Source organism: Streptomyces sp. XY431 (assembly GCF_001279805.1).
GTDB classification, from domain to species: domain Bacteria; phylum Actinomycetota; class Actinomycetes; order Streptomycetales; family Streptomycetaceae; genus Kitasatospora; species Kitasatospora purpeofusca.
The window spans coordinates 1-19,143 of the sequence record NZ_LGDO01000079.1 but is presented as its reverse complement, the minus strand read 5'-3'; the positions used below and the strand labels follow the sequence as shown (position 1 = coordinate 19,143).

23 protein-coding genes are annotated in these 19,143 nt (G+C 73.3%); 16 read left to right on the top strand and 7 right to left on the bottom strand.

Translation table 11 applies throughout. The features are described from left to right. The 4 genes from ADK60_RS11310 to ADK60_RS11295 form a co-directional block, all read left to right on the top strand. On the top strand, positions 1–289 hold a 289-nt coding region (locus ADK60_RS11310; RefSeq protein WP_286185269.1), incomplete at its 5' end, for an acyl-CoA dehydrogenase family protein. Between the two features lie 207 nt (positions 290–496). Beyond that, positions 497–1,357 (top strand): oxidoreductase, encoded by an 861-nt coding sequence (locus ADK60_RS11305; RefSeq protein WP_053645339.1) that lies wholly within the window; start codon positions 497–499, stop codon positions 1,355–1,357. A 172-nt stretch (positions 1,358–1,529) separates the two neighbouring features. Continuing rightward, positions 1,530–2,777 carry a beta-ketoacyl-[acyl-carrier-protein] synthase family protein gene (locus ADK60_RS11300; protein ID WP_053645337.1) on the top strand — a complete coding sequence of 416 codons (1,248 nt, stop codon included), beginning with the start codon at positions 1,530–1,532 and terminating at the stop codon, positions 2,775–2,777. A 121-nt stretch (positions 2,778–2,898) separates the two neighbouring features. Then, positions 2,899–3,396 carry a GNAT family N-acetyltransferase gene (locus ADK60_RS11295; RefSeq protein WP_053645335.1) on the top strand — a complete coding sequence of 166 codons (498 nt, stop codon included), beginning with the start codon at positions 2,899–2,901 and terminating at the stop codon, positions 3,394–3,396. A gap of 66 nt (positions 3,397–3,462) precedes the next feature. Here the strand turns inward: ADK60_RS11295 and ADK60_RS11290 are convergent, their stop codons facing one another. Next, complete coding sequence (locus ADK60_RS11290; RefSeq protein WP_052709673.1) at positions 3,463–4,062, bottom strand: hypothetical protein; 600 nt, start codon at positions 4,060–4,062, stop codon at positions 3,463–3,465. A 248-nt stretch (positions 4,063–4,310) separates the two neighbouring features. Here ADK60_RS11290 and ADK60_RS11285 point away from each other — a divergent pair, with 248 nt between their 5' ends. Both ADK60_RS11285 and ADK60_RS11280 read left to right on the top strand, forming a co-directional pair. Then, a complete protein-coding gene (locus ADK60_RS11285) occupies positions 4,311–4,964 on the top strand; it encodes a class I SAM-dependent DNA methyltransferase (RefSeq protein ID WP_053645333.1) in 654 nt (217 codons plus the stop codon). A gap of 75 nt (positions 4,965–5,039) precedes the next feature. Beyond that, positions 5,040–5,534: a peptidylprolyl isomerase gene (locus tag ADK60_RS11280; protein ID WP_045944364.1), complete on the top strand. Its 495-nt coding sequence runs from the start codon at positions 5,040–5,042 to the stop codon at positions 5,532–5,534. Positions 5,535–5,653: 119 nt separating this feature from the next. On the opposite strand, the gene ADK60_RS11275 is transcribed toward ADK60_RS11280, so the two are convergent. Beyond that, on the bottom strand, positions 5,654–6,094 hold the full coding sequence (locus tag ADK60_RS11275; protein WP_053645332.1) for a DoxX family protein: 441 nt from the start codon (positions 6,092–6,094) through the stop codon (positions 5,654–5,656). Positions 6,095–6,210: 116 nt separating this feature from the next. Between ADK60_RS11275 and ADK60_RS11270 the strand changes: the two genes are divergently transcribed. Further along, entirely contained in the window at positions 6,211–6,777 is a 567-nt protein-coding gene (locus ADK60_RS11270) for a TetR/AcrR family transcriptional regulator (RefSeq protein WP_053645330.1), read from the top strand. A gap of 38 nt (positions 6,778–6,815) precedes the next feature. On the opposite strand, the gene ADK60_RS11265 is transcribed toward ADK60_RS11270, so the two are convergent. Further along, a complete protein-coding gene (locus ADK60_RS11265) occupies positions 6,816–7,340 on the bottom strand; it encodes a peptidylprolyl isomerase (protein ID WP_053645328.1) in 525 nt (174 codons plus the stop codon). Positions 7,341–7,613: 273 nt separating this feature from the next. Here ADK60_RS11265 and ADK60_RS11260 point away from each other — a divergent pair, with 273 nt between their 5' ends. Then, entirely contained in the window at positions 7,614–8,045 is a 432-nt protein-coding gene (locus ADK60_RS11260) for a ribonuclease domain-containing protein (RefSeq protein WP_053645326.1), read from the top strand. Position 8,046: 1 nt separating this feature from the next. Then, complete coding sequence (locus ADK60_RS11255; protein ID WP_079008247.1) at positions 8,047–8,514, top strand: barstar family protein; 468 nt, start codon at positions 8,047–8,049, stop codon at positions 8,512–8,514. Positions 8,515–8,520: 6 nt separating this feature from the next. On the opposite strand, the gene ADK60_RS11250 is transcribed toward ADK60_RS11255, so the two are convergent. Further along, entirely contained in the window at positions 8,521–8,928 is a 408-nt protein-coding gene (locus tag ADK60_RS11250) for a VOC family protein (protein WP_053645322.1), read from the bottom strand. A 247-nt stretch (positions 8,929–9,175) separates the two neighbouring features. Between ADK60_RS11250 and ADK60_RS11245 the strand changes: the two genes are divergently transcribed. The 3 genes from ADK60_RS11245 (at position 9,176) to ADK60_RS11235 (ending at position 11,400) form a co-directional block, all read left to right on the top strand. After that, entirely contained in the window at positions 9,176–9,475 is a 300-nt protein-coding gene (locus tag ADK60_RS11245; RefSeq protein ID WP_053645320.1) for a hypothetical protein, read from the top strand. Positions 9,476–9,629: 154 nt separating this feature from the next. Beyond that, entirely contained in the window at positions 9,630–10,478 is an 849-nt protein-coding gene (locus tag ADK60_RS11240) for an arylamine N-acetyltransferase (RefSeq protein WP_079008246.1), read from the top strand. Between the two features lie 283 nt (positions 10,479–10,761). Continuing rightward, positions 10,762–11,400, top strand: coding sequence for a hypothetical protein (locus ADK60_RS11235; protein ID WP_159400391.1), 639 nt, complete (start codon positions 10,762–10,764; stop codon positions 11,398–11,400). 24 nt (positions 11,401–11,424) lie between these two features. Here ADK60_RS11235 and ADK60_RS11230 read toward each other — a convergent pair whose 3' ends face one another. Next, positions 11,425–11,925, bottom strand: coding sequence for an LbetaH domain-containing protein (locus ADK60_RS11230; RefSeq protein ID WP_053645315.1), 501 nt, complete (start codon positions 11,923–11,925; stop codon positions 11,425–11,427). Between the two features lie 132 nt (positions 11,926–12,057). Further along, a complete protein-coding gene (locus tag ADK60_RS11225) occupies positions 12,058–13,455 on the bottom strand; it encodes an LCP family protein (protein WP_053645313.1) in 1,398 nt (465 codons plus the stop codon). Positions 13,456–13,739: 284 nt separating this feature from the next. Between ADK60_RS11225 and ADK60_RS48065 the strand changes: the two genes are divergently transcribed. The 4 genes from ADK60_RS48065 (at position 13,740) to ADK60_RS11210 (ending at position 18,396) form a co-directional block, all read left to right on the top strand. Then, entirely contained in the window at positions 13,740–13,826 is an 87-nt protein-coding gene (locus ADK60_RS48065; protein WP_353612751.1) for a putative leader peptide, read from the top strand. A gap of 173 nt (positions 13,827–13,999) precedes the next feature. Further along, complete coding sequence (gene ssuE / locus ADK60_RS11220; protein WP_053645311.1) at positions 14,000–14,554, top strand: NADPH-dependent FMN reductase; 555 nt, start codon at positions 14,000–14,002, stop codon at positions 14,552–14,554. Between the two features lie 469 nt (positions 14,555–15,023). Next, the gene (locus ADK60_RS11215; RefSeq protein ID WP_045944353.1) at positions 15,024–15,812 is read left to right on the top strand and encodes an ABC transporter ATP-binding protein; all 789 of its coding nucleotides are present in this window, start codon (positions 15,024–15,026) and stop codon (positions 15,810–15,812) included. Between the two features lie 22 nt (positions 15,813–15,834). Further along, on the top strand, positions 15,835–18,396 hold the full coding sequence (locus ADK60_RS11210; RefSeq protein WP_053645309.1) for an ABC transporter permease: 2,562 nt from the start codon (positions 15,835–15,837) through the stop codon (positions 18,394–18,396). Between the two features lie 173 nt (positions 18,397–18,569). Here ADK60_RS11210 and ADK60_RS11205 read toward each other — a convergent pair. Continuing rightward, positions 18,570–19,143: LytR C-terminal domain-containing protein (locus tag ADK60_RS11205; RefSeq protein WP_199839644.1), on the bottom strand; the 574-nt coding region annotated here is incomplete at its 5' end.

Below are 19,143 nucleotides of genomic sequence, written 5' to 3'. Positions count from 1 at the left end.
GCTGGCGGACATGGCGATGAAGCTGGAGGCGGCGCGTCAGTTGACGTACGCGGCGGCGGCGAGGTCGCAGCGGGGGGACGGGGACCTGACGTTCTTCGGGGCGGCGGCGAAGTGTTTCGCGTCGGACGCGGCGATGGAGATCACGACGGATGCGGTGCAGTTGCTGGGCGGGTACGGGTACACCCGGGACTATCCGTTGGAGCGGATGATGCGGGACGCGAAGATCACGCAGATCTACGAGGGCACCAACCAGATCCAGCGCATCGTGATGGCCCGCAACCTGCCGTAGATCCGGATCCTTCGGAAGGCACGGTCCGCGCCCTCCCGCGCGGACGCCCCTGGAGCCCCCGGCCGAGCACGACTCGGCCGGGGGCTCCAGGCGTTGCGGCGGCCGGACCGGCCAGGGCGGACATCTCCTGGACGCCCGGCCCGCCGGTGGCATAGAAGTGATCGTCAACTTCCTTACTGGGAAGACGATTACGGGAGGAACGTACTCATGGGCGACAAGTCGATCGATACCCCCGACGGCCGGGTCTGGCTGATCACGGGGGCCAACTCGGGCTTCGGCCTGGCCCTCGCCGAGGCCGCGCTGGCCGCCGGCGACACCGTGGTGGCCGCCGTCCGGCGGCCCGAGACCCTGGCCGAGGCGGCCGGGGCGCACCCCGGGCGGCTGGTGCCCGTCCGGCTGGACGTCACCGACCACGACCGGATCGCCGCCGTGGTGGCGGAGACCGTGGAGCGCTACGGCCGGATCGACGTCCTGGTCAACAATGCCGGCCGGGGCCTGATCGGCGCCGTCGAGGAGTACACCGACCGCGAGCTGCGCGACCTCATGGACCTGCACTTCTTCGGCCCGGCCGCGCTCACCCGGGCCGTCCTGCCGCACATGCGGGAACGCGGTTCGGGCGCCGTCGTCCAGATGTCCAGCATGGGCGGCCGCTTCACCTTCCCGGGCGCCGGGGCCTACTCGGCGACCAAGTTCGCCCTGGAGGGCCTGTCCGAGGCGCTGGCCAAGGAGGTGGCGGGCTTCGGCATCAAGGTGCTGATCGTCGAGCCGGGCGCCTTCCGCACCTCCTTCGCCGAGCGGAGCGCGCTCGCCTTCGCGACCGCGCTGCCCGTCTACGACGGGATCGTCGGGCCGGTCCGCGAGGGGCTCCCGGAGACCGCCGGCAAGCAGCTCGGCGACCCGGAGAAGGCGGCCGCCGCGATCCTGGCCGCCCTGGACGCCGAGCACACCCCGCTGCGCCTGCTGCTCGGCAATGACGCCGTCGACGCGGTGCTCGGCGCCCTGGAGGCGTCCGCCGAGGAGCTCCGGACCTGGGAGTCGGTGGGCCGGTCCACCGACTTCGACGCCTAGGTGCGTATGTGGAGTTCCTCTAACTCCATGGTGTTCGAATCGGTTGGCTGACACACCTGAATGCCCATCAGGGCCATGGCAGTGTGGCTGATGTGGCGAGAGCTCCCCGCACCCACCGGTGCGGGGAGTTGTGGCTACCCCACAGTCCCGCACTAGCCAGGGAGTTCCTTCGATGGGTACCGACAACCACGCGCCCCGAGCCTTCGCCCCCGAGCCGGTGCTGGTCACCGGCCTCGGGGCGACCACCCCGCTCGGCGGCGACGTCCCCTCGACCTGGGCGGCGATGCTGGCCGGTGACACCGGCATCCGGCCGATCGGGGCCGACTGGGCCGCCGGGCTCCCGGTCCGGATCGCCGGGCAGCTCGCGGTCGAGCCGGCCGAGGTCCTCGACCGGGTGCTGGCCCGCCGGCTCGACCGCTGCGAACAGGTCGCGCTGATCGCCGCCCGGGAGGCCTGGGCCGACGCCGGCCGTCCCGAGGTGGACGGCGAGCGGCTGGCCGTGGTGATCGGCACCGGCACCGGCGGCGCGCTCACCATGCTCGGCCAGGACGACGTCCTGGAGGCCTCCGGCGTCCGGAAGGTCTCCCCGCACACCGTGCCGATGCTGATGGCCAACGGTCCGGCGGCCTGGGTCTCGATCGAACTCGGCGCCCGGGCCGGCGCACACACCCCGGTGAGCGCCTGCGCGTCCGGGGCCGAGGCGATCGCCCTCGGCCTGGACCTGATCCGGCTCGGCCGGGCCGACGTGGTGGTGGCGGGCGGCGCCGAGGCGTGCGTCTGCCCGCTGACCCTGGCCGGCTTCGCCCAGGCCCGGGCCCACTCGCTGCGCAACGACGAACCCGGCCGGGCCTCCCGGCCGTTCGACGTCGACCGGGACGGTTTCGTGATCGGTGAGGGCGCGGCCGTCGTCGTGCTGGAGCGGGCCGGCTTCGCCGCCGCGCGCCGGGCCCGCGCCCACGCCGCGCTGGCCGGCGCGGCCGTCACCTCGGACGCCCACCACATCACCGCGGCCGCCTCCGAGGGACAGGTCCGGGCGATCCGCCGGGCGGTGGCCGAGGCGGGGCTGTCGCCGCTGGACATCGGGCTCGTCCATGCCCACGCCACCTCCACCCAGCTGGGCGACCTGACCGAGGCGGAGTCGGTCACCGCGGCGATCGGCGCCCACCCGGTGGTGACCGCCACCAAGTCGATGACCGGCCACCTCTTCGGTGCGGCGGGCGCGCTGGGGGCGCTAGCCTCGGTCCTCGCGCTGCGCGACGGGGTCGTGCCGCCCACCCGCAACCTGGAGCGGCAGGACCCGGGGGTCGGGCTGGACGTGGTCGCGGGGGCCGCGCGCCGGGGGCCGGTCGGGGCGGTGCTCAGCAATGCCTTCGGCTTCGGCGGGCACAACGCTTCGCTGGTGTTCGCGCCCGCGCCGTGAGGGGGCGCCCGGGGCAGGGGAACCCGGGGCGGGGCCCGGGGTGGCGGTGCCCGGTGCGGCGGCGGCGGGGGCGGCGGGAAATCCGGGAGACCGGCGAGCGGGCACTCACTACCCTGACCGCATGTCCACGGAATCCGCGCTGTCCCCAGCCCCGGCCGCACTGCGCCTCGAACCGGTCACCCCGCACAACATCGACGCCGCACTGGAGCTGAAGGTCCGCCCGGACCAGGAGCGCTTCGTCTCCCCGGTGGTCAAGTCGCTGGCCGAGGCGTACGCGCACGGCGCGAGCGCCTGGCCGAGGCTGGTCTACGACGGCGACCGGCCGGTCGGCTTCGTGATGGCCTTCTTCGACATCACCTTCTACCCGGACCGGCCGGGCGACCTGCCGCGTTCGGGCCTCTGGCGCCTCAACATCGCCGCCGGCACCCAGGGCAGGGGCTACGGCCGCTTCGCCGTGGAGCAGGTCGCCGCGGAGATCCGCCGGCGAGGCGGCGGCCGGGTCACGGTCACCTATGTGCCGGGGGAGGACGGTCCGGCGGGGTTCTACGAGCGCCTCGGCTTCCGCCCGACCGGCGAGTTCAGCGGGGACCAGACCGTCGCGGAGCTGGACCTGTCCTGAACGGACGCGGGCGGGCGACCCGGCCGCCGCCGGGTCGTCCGCCCTTTGACCGAGCCGGGGACCGGGTCAGCCGACCAGCAGGAACTTGGTGGTCGGCACGCCCCGGATGGAGGCGCAGTCCAGGTTCGAGGTGGTGGTGCTGTAGGTGAAGCCGCGGGGGACGTCGCAGGCCCAGAGGCCGTTGTACGGGGTGCGGAGGTGGAAGGTGGTGGCCTGGACGCCCTGCGTCAGGCTGCACCCGGAGGTGTAGCTGACGTAGTCGTAGGTGAAGGCGGGGGTGCCCATGCAGGCGGTGAGGCCGTCGTACGGGACGCGGAGGTGGTAGGCGTTGGAGGTCACGCCGGACTGCTGGCTGCAGGCGCTGCCCCAGCTGATGTAGTCGTAGACGAAGCCCGGCGCGCTCATGCAGGCGGTCAGGCCGTCGACCGGCGTGCGCAGGTGGAACTGCGGCGAGTTCCAGGTCCCGCCGCCGCTACAGCTGCGGTTCATCGACACCTGGTCGTAGACGTAGCCCGACGGGACCGAGCAGGCCCAGGCGCCGTCCAGCCCCGTGGTGGTGGCGGAGGCGGTGCTCGCGGTCGCGGCGCCGGAGAGCATCAGCGCCAGGGCGGCGAGGGCCGCGAGCAGCGCGTTCCGGACGGTTCGTGCGGTTCGTGCGACGGACATGGTTCTCCTTCGGTGGAGGAGTGGCCGGTGGGTGCACGGTGCAGGCGGCGATGAGCGCGGGTGAGCGTTCACTGCCGTCGACGGTTCTAGCACGCACGGCGGGCCGCCATCCCGATGATCCGTTCGAGTTGATCGTCCGGCCGCCCGCCGTCTAATCGCCTCCGCACGATTCCTCCGGTCCGGCTCGGCCGATCACCGCCACCACCCCTGCCGCAGCCGGCCCAGCACCCCCGGTAGGGTCGGTCGCCATGACCACCGCCGAGCCCGAATTCCTCACCGCCGCACGGACGTTCTACGACGCCATCGCCGCCGACTACGCCGACCGCTACCGCGACGCGCTGGCCGTGATGCCCTGGGACCGCGCCCTGCTGGGCGTGCTCGCCGAACTGGTGACCACGGCCGGCGGCGGCCGGGTCGCCGACCTCGGCTGCGGTCCGGGCCGGATCACCGGCCACCTGGCGGACCTCGGCCTGGACGTCTCCGGCCTCGACCTCTCCCCGCGCATGGTCGAACTGGCCCGTGCCACCCACCCCGCGATCCCCTTCGAGACCGGGTCCCTGCTCGATCTGCCCTACCGCGACGGCGAGTTGGCCGGCGCCGTCGCCTGGTACTCGATCATCCACACCCCGGCCGGAGAACTCCCGCGGGTGTTCGCGGAGTTCCGCCGCGTCCTGGCCCCCGGCGCCCCGCTCCTGCTGGCCTTCCAGGTGGGCGACGACGTCCTGCGGCTCGACCGCCCCTTCGGCCGTCCCGTCGCCCTGGACTTCCGCCGGGGTCGGCCGGAGCGGATCGAGGCCCTGGCCGAGGCGGCGGGTCTGAAGGTCACCACCCGCCTGGTCCGCGAACCGGAACCCGACGAGCGCACCCCGCAGGCGTACCTGCTGGCCCACCGGGCGGCGTAGCGGGCGCCCGGGCCGCTGCCCGGGGGTCGGGGGGTGTGCCGCGCGACAGGAAGCCCGGCATGCCATGATCCCTGCATGGGTTCCAACGTTTTCTTCGACATCACCATCAACGACGAGCCGGCCGGCCGGATCGTCTTCACGCTCTTCGACGACGTCGTCCCGAAGACCGCGCAGAACTTCCGCGAGCTCGCCACCGGCCAGCACGGCTTCGGCTACGAGGGCTCGTCGTTCCACCGCGTCATCCCGGGCTTCATGCTCCAGGGCGGTGACTTCACCCGCGGTGACGGCACCGGCGGCAAGAGCATCTTCGGCGAGAAGTTCGCGGACGAGAACTTCAAGCTCAAGCACACCAAGCCGGGCCAGCTCTCGATGGCCAACGCGGGCCGCAACACCAACGGCTCGCAGTTCTTCATCACCACCATCGTCACCGACTGGCTGGACGGCAAGCACGTCGTCTTCGGCGAGGTCGTCGAGGGCCTGGACCTGGTGCAGAAGATCGAGGGCCTCGGCTCGCAGAGCGGCCGCACCAAGGCCAAGGTCACCATCGCCAAGTCCGGCATCGTGGAGTAAGGGCTCGTCCCTTTCCCCGCACTCGGACGCGGCCCGCACCTCGAGCGGGCCGCGTCCGCGCGTTCTCGGCCCCGGCCCGACTCGACCCGGCCCGGCAGTCTCCCGCTCCGGCGCGGCGCTCAGAGCACTGCCGCGACCGCTGCCGCGACGAACACCACCTGCAGCGCGGTGCGCGCGGGCAGCGGGGTGACGGGCTTCCCGGCGAGGGTGCCGCCGGTGCGGGCGGCGTGCACATTGGCGGGGAACATCGCGAGCATCAGCAGGGCGAGTCCGGCGGCGGCGTACGGGGCGAGCGGCGGGAGGAGGAGCCCGGCGGCCCCGGCCAGTTCGAGGACGCCGGTGAGCGTGATGAGCAGTTCGGGGCGGGGGAGCGCCGGCGGGACCATCGCGACGAAGTCGCGCCGGAAGCCGGGCAGGAAGTGCGGCACGCCGGTGGTGACGAACATCAGGGCGAGGGCGCCGCGAACGGCCGGCTGCCAGGCGTCGAGGGTGTCGACGGCGAGGAGTCCGAGCAGGCGGAGGACGGCGAAGCCGCCGAGGAGGGCGATGAGCGGGGCCATGGTGGACTCTCCAAGCTTGTCACCGGTCAATCTTGTCACTGGAAAGATTGGCCCGGACGAGCAAACTTGTCAATGCCTAGATATGCTCTGGGGGTCGCCGACGAGAGGGAAGTGCCATGGGCAGGGCCGAGAGCTACCACCACGGAAATCTGCGGCGGGCCGTGCTGGACGCCGCGATCGCGGCGATCACGGAGTCCGGGCCGTCCGGCTGGAGCCTGCGGGAGCTGGCACGCCGGGCGGAGGTGTCGCACGCGGCGCCGGCGCACCACTTCGGCGACAAGGCGGGGGTGCTGACCGCGGTGGCGGCGGAGGGCTTCGAGCTGTTCGCGGACGCGCTGGAGCGGGCGGCGGGGGATCCGTACGGGTCGGGGGTGGCCTACGTGCGGTTCGCGGTTGACCACCGGGCGTACTTCGAGGTGATGTTCCGGCCGGAGCTGTACCGGGCGGACGACCCGGAGATGGCGATGGCCCGCGAGCGCGCGGGGGCGGTGCTCGCGGCGAGCGGCCGCGTGCTGTCCCGGGGGGAGCGGCCCGACCGGGCGACGACCATCGCCGCCTGGTCGCTGGCGCACGGCTTCGCGAGCCTCTGGCTGAACGGCGCCCTGCCGGAGAGCAGGACCGGGGCGGACGTCGAGGAGCTGGCCCGGGAGGTGCTGCGGGTGGTGTTCGGCGGAGCGGAGTAGGAAGTCGGCCGGACCGACTTCCTACTCCGGGAGAAGGCTCAGCGGACCTCGACGGTGACCGACTCGATGACCACGGGCTCCACCGGACGGTCCCCCGGGCCGGTCGCGGTGGCGGCGATGGAATCCACCACCTTCTGGCCGGCCGGGTCCGCGACCTCCCCGAAGATGGTGTGCTTCCGGTTGAGGTGCGGGGTCGCCCGGGTGGTGATGAAGAACTGCGAACCATTGGTGTTCGGGCCCGCGTTGGCCATCGCCAGGAGGTAGGGCCTGGTGAAGAAGAGCTCGGGGTGGAACTCGTCGGCGAACTCGTAGCCGGGGCCGCCCGTACCGTCCCCCAGCGGGTCCCCGCCCTGGATCATGAAGTTGGGAATGACCCGGTGGAAGGTCGTCCCGTCGTACAGCGGAGCCGTCCTGACCTCCCCGGTCGCGGGGTCGGTCCACTCCCGCCGCCCTTCGGCCAACTCCACGAAGTTGCGCACGGTCTTCGGAGTGTGGAACTGGAACAGCTTGACGGTGATGTCGCCGTGGTTGGTCTTGAGGACGGCGTAGTACTGCGAGCCCATGGACTGAAGAAACCTTTCAACGAACCAACCGGACCCGCCCGATCCTCCCACGCCGCCCCGTCCCCGAACCGGGCGGAGCGAGGGCGGTGACGGCGCGGGGCACCTGGGGACTGACCGACCGGCCGCGGGGCGTTGTTCGGATCACGTCCGCCGGGCTTCGGCGGTCACTCGGACGGGTGGGGGCGGCGGTGGCTGCGGCGTGGCCGTCGGGGAGTCGGGCGTGTGCGCGGTACGCCTTTGCTGCACACGCTCCCGCACGGAACCGGGTACCCCATGACTCTCCGCCGTCTGGTGCAGGCCGCTCTGGTCCTCGCCCTGGCCTGCCCGCTCGCTCCCGCCGCCCCCGCGCTGGCCGCCGCCCCGACCGTCCGGGCGGTCGTCCAACCTCCGCTCCCCGTCCAGGACTTCCCGGAGCAGGTCGAACGGGCCTGCCGGATCTGGGAGGGTATCGAGTGGCCCACCAGTCCCCGCCCGGTCGACTTCCGGATTCCCGGCCCGGAGTACATCCGGGGCAGCAACCCGTACGGCAACCGGAGCGGGGACCTCCCGGCGGGCGGCGCGTACCACGAGTACGACGTCAACCCCCGTCCGGCGCCGAAGACCCACCGGGACGCCGAGCGCCTGGTCCGCGACGAGCGCACCGCGCAGACCTGGTACACCGACGACCACTACGCCAACTTCCGCGAGATCTCCGAAGGCTGCTGACGTGCCCGTAGTGCCCGAGCCCCCGCTCGGTCCGGCCCGGTGGGACCTCCTGCCGGGCCGGACCTGGGCGGGCTTCGCCGCCGCCCCGGACCTGCTCCGCCTCGTCCGGGGCGCGAACTGCCGCACCAGGGCGGCCCTGTTCGCCGAGTGGGCGCGGGCGCTCTCGTTCCCGGGCTACTTCGGCCACAACTGGGACGCCTTCGAGGAGTGCCTCAACGACGCGCTCCTCCCGCCCGGCGCCGAGCCGGCCGGGTCGGTCGAGTCGGCCGGCTCGGCCGAACCCCGCCTGCTCGTCCTCGTCGCGGACGCCGACGCCCTCCTGGCGGACGAGCCGCCCGCCCAACTCGCACTGCTCCTCAGCATCCTGGACGCGGCCGCCGACCGCTCCCTCCGCGTCCTCTTCCTCGCGGACCCGCCCGGGGCCGAGGCCGCCGAGGCCCGTCTCCGCGCGGCCGGCCGGACCGCCTGAGCCCGCTCAGCCCCGGTCGGTCACCACCGGCCGCTGCTGGCGCAGCGAGACCCGGTTGCCGTCCGGGTCCCGGGCCTCGATGCGGAAGCCGAACGGGTACTCCTCGGGCTCGTGCCGGTCGAACTCCACCCCGCGCTCGCGCCAGATCCCGACATCCTTCTTCAGGTCGTCCGACTCCAGGATGATCGGACCGGGCGCGGACACCCCCTCCGCCCGCGGCGGCTGCCCGGCGGCCGGGGCGTGCGACCAGAGGATGATCTCGAACGGGTGCCCCTCGGCGCCCACGGTGAGGAAGCGGCCGTCCGGGCCGGGGTAGTCGACGCGCTTCTCCAGCCCCAGCTGTTCGGTGTAGAACCGCAGCGCGCGGTCCTGGTCGGTGACGTAGACCGTGACGTACATGACCCTGGTGAGCATGGTGCTGTCCTCTCCGTCCGGCGGCCCGGTGGTGCCGCTCCGCCTCCCTGACGGATCACGGCGGCCCGGTTGTGACGGCCGGGGGCGAAAATCTTCCGCACCGGAAGTCGACCCGTCCGACTTCCCACTCCGCACCCGGCCGCCGCGCCGCTCCGTCCGCGACGCCGTGTCACCGTCCGGCTACTTTGGGCCGCATCGGCGGGGTCGCGCAGGGCCGCCCCGCTCCGGCCGAAAGGAATGTGGACGCATGAAGCAGCGACGCACGGCAACCGCTCTCGGGGCCTGGCTGGCGGCCGCCGCCCTCGCCGTGGCGGTCCCGAACACCGCGTACGCGGCCCACGGGATCCTGGTCATCGACGGTGCCGCGTACCAGGATCCGCGCGGGTGCCTCCCGCTCGGCGACTTCGTCCAGCCCCTGGTCACCAACTACACGGACTCGGTGGTCCAGGTCCGGGCCGGGACGAGCTGCGAGGGCGCGGTCGAGAAGTTCGTCGTCCCCGGCGAGTCCTACGCGGCGCTGGGCGGCCGCAGCGTCCTCGTTCCCTGACATGCCCGCCCACGCGCAGGAAGTCGGCCCCGCCGACTTCCTGCGCCCCGGGCCGTCGCACCGCAGGTCGGCCCAGGTGGCCGCCCGGGCCGCCGAGGTCCCCCGAACGACCTAGGTCCGAGGTCCGATGGCCGGAAGTACCGGGTCCGCTTGGATGGTGACCATGGACGAACCCATGCGGAACGCGGAGATCCCGACCGGCGAGCAGGTGGCGGCGTACCTCGCCCGGATCGGCGCCGAGCGGCCCGCCCGCGCCGGTGCCGCCGAGCTGGCGCGGCTCCAGGAGGCGCACCTGGACGCCGTCCCGTTCGAGAATCTGAGCATCCACCTCGGCGAGCCCGTCGTGCTCGAACCGGAGGCGCTGCTGGAGAAGCTCGTGGGGCGCAGGCGCGGTGGGTTCTGCTACGAACTCAACGGCGCCTTCGCTGCGTTGCTGCGGGCCCTCGGCTACCGCGTCGAGCTGCTCGCGGCCCGGGTCTTCGACGGGGCTGAGCCCGGGCCGCCGTTCGACCACCTCGCGCTGCGGGTGGAGGCGGACGGCGCCGCCTGGCTGGTGGACGTCGGCTTCGGCAAGTTCGCCCGCCGGCCGCTGAGCCTCGACGAGCGCGGCCGGCAGCAGGACCCGGCGGGAGTCTTCACCATCGCCCCGAGCTCCGACACCGGGAGCTCCGGCGCCGCCGGTGACCTGGACGTCGCCCTCGACGGCGCGCCGCAGTACCGCCTCGACCCCCGCCCGTACCGGCTGGCCGACTTCGCCCCGACCTGCTGGTGGCAGACCACGTCCCCCGCCTCGCACTTCACCCGCGCGACCACGTGCTCCCGCCCCACCCCGGACGGCGGCCGGACCACCCTCACCAGCACCCGCGCCACCGGCGGCACCCGGCTCCTGCGCACCGCCCCCGACGGCACCCGCACCGAGGAGCTCCTCGACGCCGACGCGGCCCTGAGCGCCTACCGCACCCACTTCGGCCTCGTCCTGGACCGCCTCCCGACCGCGCCCTGAGCGGCCCTGCGGAACGCCGCCGGCTCCGTCGGCACCAGCTCGACGAACTCGTCGCGGTCGTGCGCGATCCGGTCGGTCGGGGCAGCGTGTCCGGACGTCCGTGAGTGCGGACGGCATCGTGTGCACGCGCAGAATAGCCGTGCATCGCCCGCTCCGGGAGGATTCGCCGGAATCGTTCGCCGTGGCTGACCGGGCGCCGTAAGCTGCGCGGGCGTGGTCGGCCCGGCGTCCGGGAAGCGGCCGCGAATCGACGAACTCCGCACCCCGGCAAGGTGGTTCACCCATGAGGCAGACGAGTCGGCGCAAGGACGACGGTGAGGTGACCTGCGAGCAGGTGACCGTCCTCTCCTTCGAGCCCGAGCCCGAGGCCCGGGTCGACCAGGACGGCCGCGTCCTGCTGCTGAGCGAGCCCGAGAGTCTGACCCGTATCCCGGTCCGGATCCTCCGGGAGGCCATGACGATCAAGCGGGTCGCGGGCTACTGGATCAGCTGGGCGGAGTGGTTCGGCCCGGACGACATCCGCAACCACGCCCGCTGGGTGCCGGACGAGGAGTACGTCCGGCCCGGCGAGGGCGGTCTCGACGGCCGGCTGGACGTGAAGGTGTCGGCGTACTGGGCGGTGGAGCGGGAGCCGCGCCGGGCGCGGTTGCGGACCAGCGAGGCCGTGGTGACCTTCCCAGCGGGGGAGGCCCGCTGCGAACTCGTCCTGGAGCGCCCCGAGCCGCAGCACCCGGCCACCCTGGTCGTCCATCTGTCGGACGCCTGGTGGTCGGGCGGCCGCGGCGGCCGGACCATCCACCACGGTCTGGCCGGCGAGCTGGAGGGCCCGGGCGGGCGGCCGGGCGAAGGGCGGCGGGGCGCGGCCGTCCACCGGTACGCGGAGTGTGCGACGGGGCACCTGCCGGGGGTGGCCGTCCGCTGACCGGGGGTGTCTCGGCCGAGCGCCTCAGGTGTGCGCCTCGGCCGCAGCCATGCCCGCGTTCGCCCCCGCCCCTGCCGCGCCGCCCGGCCAGTCCGCCCGCGTCCCGACCTTCCGGGCGGGGGCGCCGGCCCAGATCTCGCCCGGCCCGGTGGAGCGGGTCAGTACGGCGTTGGCGCCGACCACGGTGCCGGCGCCGACCGTCAGCACTCCGGCCTTGCAGACCACCTTGGCGCCCGCGCACAGCACCGCGCCGTCCTCCACCACCACCCGCCGCATCGCGCTCGCCTCCTGCGGCACCCAGGGGTCGGCGCGGCCGACGGTCACGCCGTTGTACAGGGTCACCCCGGCGCCGAGGGTGGTGTACGGATGCAGCACGGTGCCGAAGCCCCGGTGGAACACGACGAGTCCCGGACCGATCTCGGCGGCGGCCGGCACCTCCATCCCGTAGACGGCGAGCGCCTCCTGGACCAGGCGGCCCAGGAGGCGGTGGCGACGGCGGTAGATCAGCGCGGTGACGAGTGACATCCACCCATTGTGTCGGCGGTGTTACGAGGAGTCACGCAGGTGTGCGGGGCGCCCGTGGTGGCGGAGGGTCGGCCGCTTCACGTCCGGCCGCATCACGTCCGGCTGCTTCGCGCCCGACTACTGCACGTCCGACTACTTCACGTCCGGCACGGCGGTGTCGTTCTTGAAGGCGTCGAACACCTGCTTGGCCTTCGCGGTGTCCCACTTGACCGCCGACTCGCCGGTGTTGGTCTTGAAGTCCGGGTTGGCGATCGGCACGGTGATGCTCTTCCCGCTGCCGCCGTTGACGTCCTTCATGGCGAGGAAGAGCGAGCCGAGGTCGGTCAGCCCGGCGTCCTCGTCGACGATCAGCGTGCCGAGGCCGGAGGACACCAGCGGGTAGAAGGTGAACGGGTTGAGCACGGTGGCCGGCGAGGCCGCCTGCTTGGCCAGCGCGCCGAGGAACTTCTGCTGGTTGCGCATCCGGCCGAGGTCCTGGTCGGCCATCTGGTGGCGCTGGCGGACGAAGGCCAGCGCCTGGGTGCCGTCGAGGCTCTGGCAGCCGGCCTTGAGGTCGAGGCCGGAGTCCTTGTCCTTGACGTCCTGCTCGATGCACATGTCCACGCCGCCGACCGAGTCGACGATGCCGACGAAGCCGGCGAAGCCGATCTCGGCGTAGTGGTCGATTCGGATGCCGGTGTTCGTCTCCACGGTCTGCGCGAGCAGCTTGCCGCCGCCGGAGGCGAAGGCGGAGTTGATCTTCGAGGTGGTCGCCTTGACGGGCTTGCCGTTCTCGCCGGCGTGCTCGGGGATCGGCACCCAGGAGTCGCGGGGGATGCTCATCAGGGTGTTCCCGCTGTCCCCGACGTGCAGGATCATCATCGAGTCGCTGCGCTTGCCGCCCGCGTGGCCGGTGTGCAGGTCCTTCTCCTGGCTGTCGGAGAGGCCGTTGCGGCTGTCCGAGCCGACGATCAGCCAGTTGGTGCCCTTGCCCGCGGCCGGGCGGCCCGGGTAGTCGGCGAGCACGTTCTCGTGGTTGAGCTTGGAGTCCGCCCAGAACCAGGTGGAGACGCTGGTGACCATCAGGGCGATCAGCACGCCGAACACCGACCACTTGACGATCCGGCGCCGCGGCCAGCGTCCGGGGCGGGCGGCGGCGGGCGACTGCGGCCCGCCGGGGGCTATCGGGCCACCGGGCGCGGAACCGGGACCGCCGGGGCCGCCGGGGCCACCCGGACCGCCCTGTGCGGGCACCGACGGGCGCGCACCGGGCTGCCCCGGCTGCCCGTACCCCTGGGCGGGGCCGTACCCGGGCGCCTGCGGCGGCGTGCCCGGCCGGCCCTGCTGGGGTTGCCCCTGCCCCTGCGGCTGTCCCTGGGGCTGGGGCTGCCGGGGTGCCGGAGCGCCCGGCCCGCGCGGGTTCAGCCCGGCGGGCAGCGGCGGCTCGGCGCCCGCGCCGCCGCCACCGTGCCCGTACGCGGCGCCACCGCCACCGTTGCCGCCGTACGGGTTCCCGCCGCCGCCCGGGCGGCCCTCCTGCCACGTGTTCATGTGGGAGAGGATGCCCGACGCGGGCGCCGGTGACTCCCCCCGGGGCCCCTACCAGGACCCTTGTAGCAGTTTTGATGCACGCGCCGGATCGTTCCGCCGCATGGTGCCGGGCGGGCGCACGCCCCGTGTCGGTCCGGCCACCCGGCCGCCGTCCGGTCGTCGTCCGGCCGCTGTCCGGCCGCTGTCCGAGCGGTCACCCTCCCGGTCCTCCGTCTCACCGTCCGTCTCACCTGGTGTTCGGTTGTCGGGACGATCCTTGACCGTCCCGAACGCAGCGTGTTTGCATGACTGCCATGGATCAGCGATGGACTCTCACGCGTCGGCGGCACGTCGACCTGCAGCGTGTGTCCTGTTCGCTCTGTTGTGGCTGACGCTCGCCCGTCGAACCCCCACCACTCCTCCTCTTCCCCCGTTCCGCCGCTGCCCGTGCGGCGTGCCCACCGCTGACTGTCTCCGTCCGGCCCCGCCGGGCCGGCCGACGTGCCCGCGGTCGGTGCCGCGCGCCGCCGAAGCGGCGTCCCCGCTTCCTCCCCGAGGTGAATCCATGGCCACCGTCCTGTCCGTCTCCGGCTCGCCGTCCCCGACTTCCCGCACCACCCGCCTGCTGCGCCTGATCGACGCGCAGCTGGAGGAGCGCGGCCACCGCGTCGTCCCCTTCGAGGTGCGCAGCCTGCCCGCGCACGCGCTGCTGACCGCCGACCTGTCGCATCCGCAGCTGGCGGCCGCCCTGGAGCTGTTCGCCGAGGCGGACGGTGTGGTGATCGGCACCCCGGTCTACAAGGCCGCCTACTCGGGGCTGCTGAAGGCGCTGCTGGACGTGCTGCCGCAGTACGCGCTGCGCGACAAGGCCGTCCTGCCGCTCGCCACCGGCGGCTCCACCGCGCACGTGCTGGCGGTGGACTACGCGCTCCGGCCGGTGCTCAGCTCGATGGGCGCCGACCACATCACCCGGGGCTGGTTCGTGCTGGACCGCCACATCACCGTCCGGGACGACGGCACGACCGTGCTGGAGCGCGAGACGGACGTGCTGCTGCGGCCGGTGGTGGACGCCTTCGCGGGCACCCTGGAGCGCCTCGCCGCCCCCGCCCTGACTGCCTGACGCCGAGTCAGCGCCTCGCCGGGGCAGTCGCGTCGGCCCCCTCGGACGCCCTCCCGCCGGCCCTTGCGGGCGTTCCGGCGAGGGGCGGCGAGGGGGCCGACGGGCGTTCCGGCCCCGCTCGGCGGAGCACCCGCGGGCGGCTTCCCGCGCCGCCTCGCCGGGGCTCCGTAAGGGGGGTCCCTGAGGGCGGCCCGGCCGACCCCTAGGGGGAGGGGAGGTCCACCCCGTACAACTCCGGTTGGGCCGCTTCCTCCCGTCGGATGACGAGGAGGAGCGGCCCCGACTCCTAACGTGGTTCACATCCCCGCCCGTCCGAGGCGGACCCGCTCCGGTCGGGTCCGGGTCCCCGGTTCACCGGGAGGGTGGGGCTGACTCCCGGTCGAAAACTATCCCCTGCGCGATGTCGCCGGACGGGTGGGACGGATCAGGCTGGGGGGCAACGGGTGGGACCACTTCTTAGGAGACGACAGTGACGACGGCAGCAGCAGCCGTGTACGACCCCCAGCTTCCCGGCGGTGTCCCCGCCGTCGCCGCTTCGGCCCGCCAGGTGACCAAGTCCTACGGTGCCGGTGAGACCAGGGTGACGGCCCTGGACGCGGTGGACGTCGACATCCAGCGGGGCCGGTTCACCGCGATCATGGGCCCCTCGGGCTCCGGCAAGTCGACCCTGATGCACTGCCTGGCCGGTCTGGACACGGTGACCGAGGGGCGGATCTGGATCGGCGAGACCGAGATCACCGGTCTGAAGGACAAGCAGCTCACCAAGCTGCGCCGGGACAAGATCGGCTTCATCTTCCAGGCCTTCAACCTCCTCCCGACGCTGAACGCGCTGGAGAACATCACCCTCCCGATGGACATCGCCGGCCGCAGGCCCGACCAGGCCTGGCTGGACCGGGTGGTGGAGACGGTCGGGCTGTCCGACCGGCTCAAGCACCGGCCGACCCAGCTCTCCGGCGGCCAGCAGCAGCGCGTCGCGGTGGCCCGGGCACTGGCAGCCCGGCCCGAGATCATCTTCGGTGACGAGCCCACCGGGAACCTCGACTCGCGCTCCGGCGCCGAGGTGCTCTCCTTCCTGCGCCGCAGTGTCGACGAGCTGGGCCAGACCATCGTCATGGTCACCCACGACCCGGTCGCGGCCGGCTACGCGGACCGTGTGCTGTTCCTCGCGGACGGCGTGATGGTCGACGAGATGCACGCCCCGACGGCTGACTCCGTCCTCGAGCGCATGCGCCGTTTCGACGGCAAGCGCACCAGCTGAGCGGGCGGGAGCGGACAGGACCATGTTGCTCAAGACATCACTTCGAAGTTTCTTCGCCCACAAGGGGCGGATGGCGCTCTCCCTGGTCGCGGTCGTCCTCTCGGTCGCGTTCGTGTCCGGGACGCTGGTGTTCTCCAACACCGCGACCAGCACCTTCGACTCGCTCTTCGCCTCGACCGCCTCCGACGTCTCGGTCGGGCCCGCCAAGCCGGAGATCGGCGGCGAGGACACCCGCGCGAAGACGCGGACGATCACCGTCGACAGCGTGCGGAAGGTCGCCGCGGTCCCCGGGGTGAGGACGGCGATCGGTCAGGTCACGGTGGAGAACGCCACCCTGGCGGACCCGGCGACCCTCAAGAAGGTCGGCCCGACCACCGGCGCCCCGACCATCGTCGGCAACTGGGCGGACACCCCGCGCAGCCCGGTCGAGATCACCTCCGGCCACGCACCGGAGGGCCCCGACCAGGTCGTGCTCGACGCCGACACCGCGAAGAAGGCCAAGCTCGGCCTGGGCGGCAAGCTGCGGGTGATCATCGACGACAACCACGACTTCACGATCGTCGGCATCGCCGCGTTCAAGACCACCAACCCGGGCGCGGCGCTGGCCTTCCTGGACACCGCCACCGCGCAGAGCGTCCTGCTCGGGGGAGCCGCCTACACCTCGGTCGAGGTGTACGGCGACGGCAGCCGGTCCGACGAGCAGCTCAAGTCCGACGCGCTGGCCGGGCTGGGCGGCGGCTACCAGGCGAAGACGGCGGCCGAGCAGAAGGCGGACGGCCAGAAGAGCGTCGGCTCCTTCCTCGACTTCATGAAGTACGCGATGCTCGGCTTCGCTGGCATCTCGCTGCTGGTCGGCGGCTTCCTGATCATCAACACCTTCTCGATGCTGGTCGCCCAGCGCACCCGGGAGATCGGCCTGCTGCGGGCCGTCGGCGGCAGCCGCAAGCAGGTCAACCGTTCGGTGCTGGTGGAGGCGCTGCTGCTGGGCCTGGCCGGGTCCACGATCGGCATCGCGGCCGGCCTCGGCCTGGCGGTCGGGCTGATCCAGTTGATGAACGCGGCGGGCATGCACCTCGACGCCTCGGACCTGAAGATCGGCGCGGACGTGTTCGTCGCCGGGTACGCGGTGGGTGTCGTGATCACCGTGCTCGCGGCCTGGATCCCGGCCCGCCGGGCGAGCCGGATCGCACCGATCGCGGCACTGCGCGACCACGGGACCCCGGCCGAGGCCCGCTCCAACACCGTCCGGGCGATCGTCGGTCTGGTGCTCACGGCGGGCGGCGGCGGTCTGCTGGTGCTGGCCGCCAAGGCGGAGAAGGCGGCCACCGGGGGCCAGTTCATCGGCCTCGGCGTGCTGCTGACCCTGGTCGGCTTCGTCGTCCTCGGCCCGCTGCTGGCCACCACCGTGGTCCGGGTGCTCGGCGCGCTGCTGCCCACCCTGTTCGGTCCGTCCGGCAAGCTCGCCCAGCGCAACGCGATGCGCAACCCGCGCCGTACGGGTGCCACGGCTGCCGCACTGATGATCGGACTGGCGCTGGTGATCGGGGCCTCGGTCTTCACCTCCTCGGTGATCAAGTCCACCAACGACCAGATCGACCGCTCGGTGGGCGCCGACTACATCATCTCGGCCGGCCAGAACGGGGTCTCCCCGGGGATCGCCGCCGCCGTGCGGCAGGTCCAGGGCGTGGACCACATCACCGCGCAGAAGTACCTCCCGGCGTACTTCACCGCGCCGGACGGGAAGACCGTGGAGAACGGCATATCCGCCGTCACCGCGCGGTTCACCGAGGACTTCCGGCTGCCGGTCAAGGAGGGCGCTCCGGGCTCCCTCCAGCAGGGCGCGGTGGCGATCGGCGAGGACTACGCCAAGGACCACGGCCTCAAGCTCGGCGACACCATCAAGGTCGACTACGGCAACGGGCGGGTCCAGTCGCTGCCGGTCGGCGTCATCATGACCAAGGGCAACCAGCTCTTCGACGGCAACACCTTCGCCTCGCTCGACACCGTGACCAAGGCGGTGCCGGCCGCGGACCAGCCGGTGGACGCGATCCTGTTCGGCAAGGCGGCCGCCGGGGCGGACGTCGCGAAGACGCTCACCGGCCTGGAGGACGCGCTCAAGCCGTACCCGCAGGCCTCGGTCCGCGACCAGGCCGGCTACAAGGACCTCGTCCAGGAGCAGGTCAACACCCTGCTCTACATGATCTACGGCCTGCTCGGGCTGGCGATCGTGGTCGCGGTGCTCGGTGTCGTCAACACCCTGGCGCTCTCGGTGGTGGAGCGGACTCGCGAGATCGGCCTGCTGCGGGCGATCGGGCTCTCCCGTCGCCAGCTGCGCCGGATGATCCGGCTGGAGTCCGTGGTGATCGCCCTGTTCGGCGCCGTCCTCGGCACCGCGCTCGGCCTGGCCTGGGGCATCACCGGACAGCAGGTGCTGCGGACCCAGGGCCTGGAGTCGCTGGCCGTCCCGACCACGACCATCCTCCTCACCCTGGGTGCCTCGATGGTCATCGGCCTGCTGGCCGCTCTGGTGCCGGCCTTCCGGGCCGGGCGGATGAACGTCCTCGCGGCGATCGCGACGGACTGACCGCACGCGGCCCCCGGATCGGGGGACCGGGGGCCGCGTCGGGGGACCGGGGAGGGTGGGGACGGGGAGAAGCTGGGCCCGGTCCCAGGAGCAGGGGGGAACAAGAGGGGGAAGGGGCAGGGTGCCATGTGCACCCTGCCCCTGTTGTGCGGCGGGCGGACCCATCGGCCGGTTCAGGGGCAGATGATGTCGCTGGCCCGCTCGGCCCCCGGTGCGGCCGCGCCCGCTCCGGTCGCGCCCTCGGCGCGCGCCTCCGCCGCCGGGCCGGAGGGTGCCGCACCGGTACCTCCGCCGGGGACCGGCGAGGACGGCGACGGAGGCGGCGGCGGGGCGGGCACCGCGACCGCCGTCGCGGACGGACCGGCCGCGGCCGTCGCTCCCGCCGCCGGGTGGTCCGCTCCCGCGTACACCTGGAGGGTCGGCCCCAGCCCCGGGACGGGCGTCAGCTCGGCGGTCGGCACCGCGCCGGCCAGCGTCCGCGCCGACTCGGCCCAGTGCGGGTCGTACCGGATCACCGTGCGGCCGGCCGGTGTGCCGGCCGGGGCGTTGGACGGCGCCCCGGTGGTGGCGAACCCGGCCCGCCGCAGCTCGGCGTCGACCCGGGCACCGAGACCGGCCACACCCGCCGCGTTGAACACCTGGACGTGCACCTGCTCCGGCGCGACGGTGCTCGCCCCCGCCCCCGCCCCCGCTGCCGCCGCGCCACCTGCCCCCGCTGCCGTAGCCGTAGCCGGGGCCGCCGAAGGC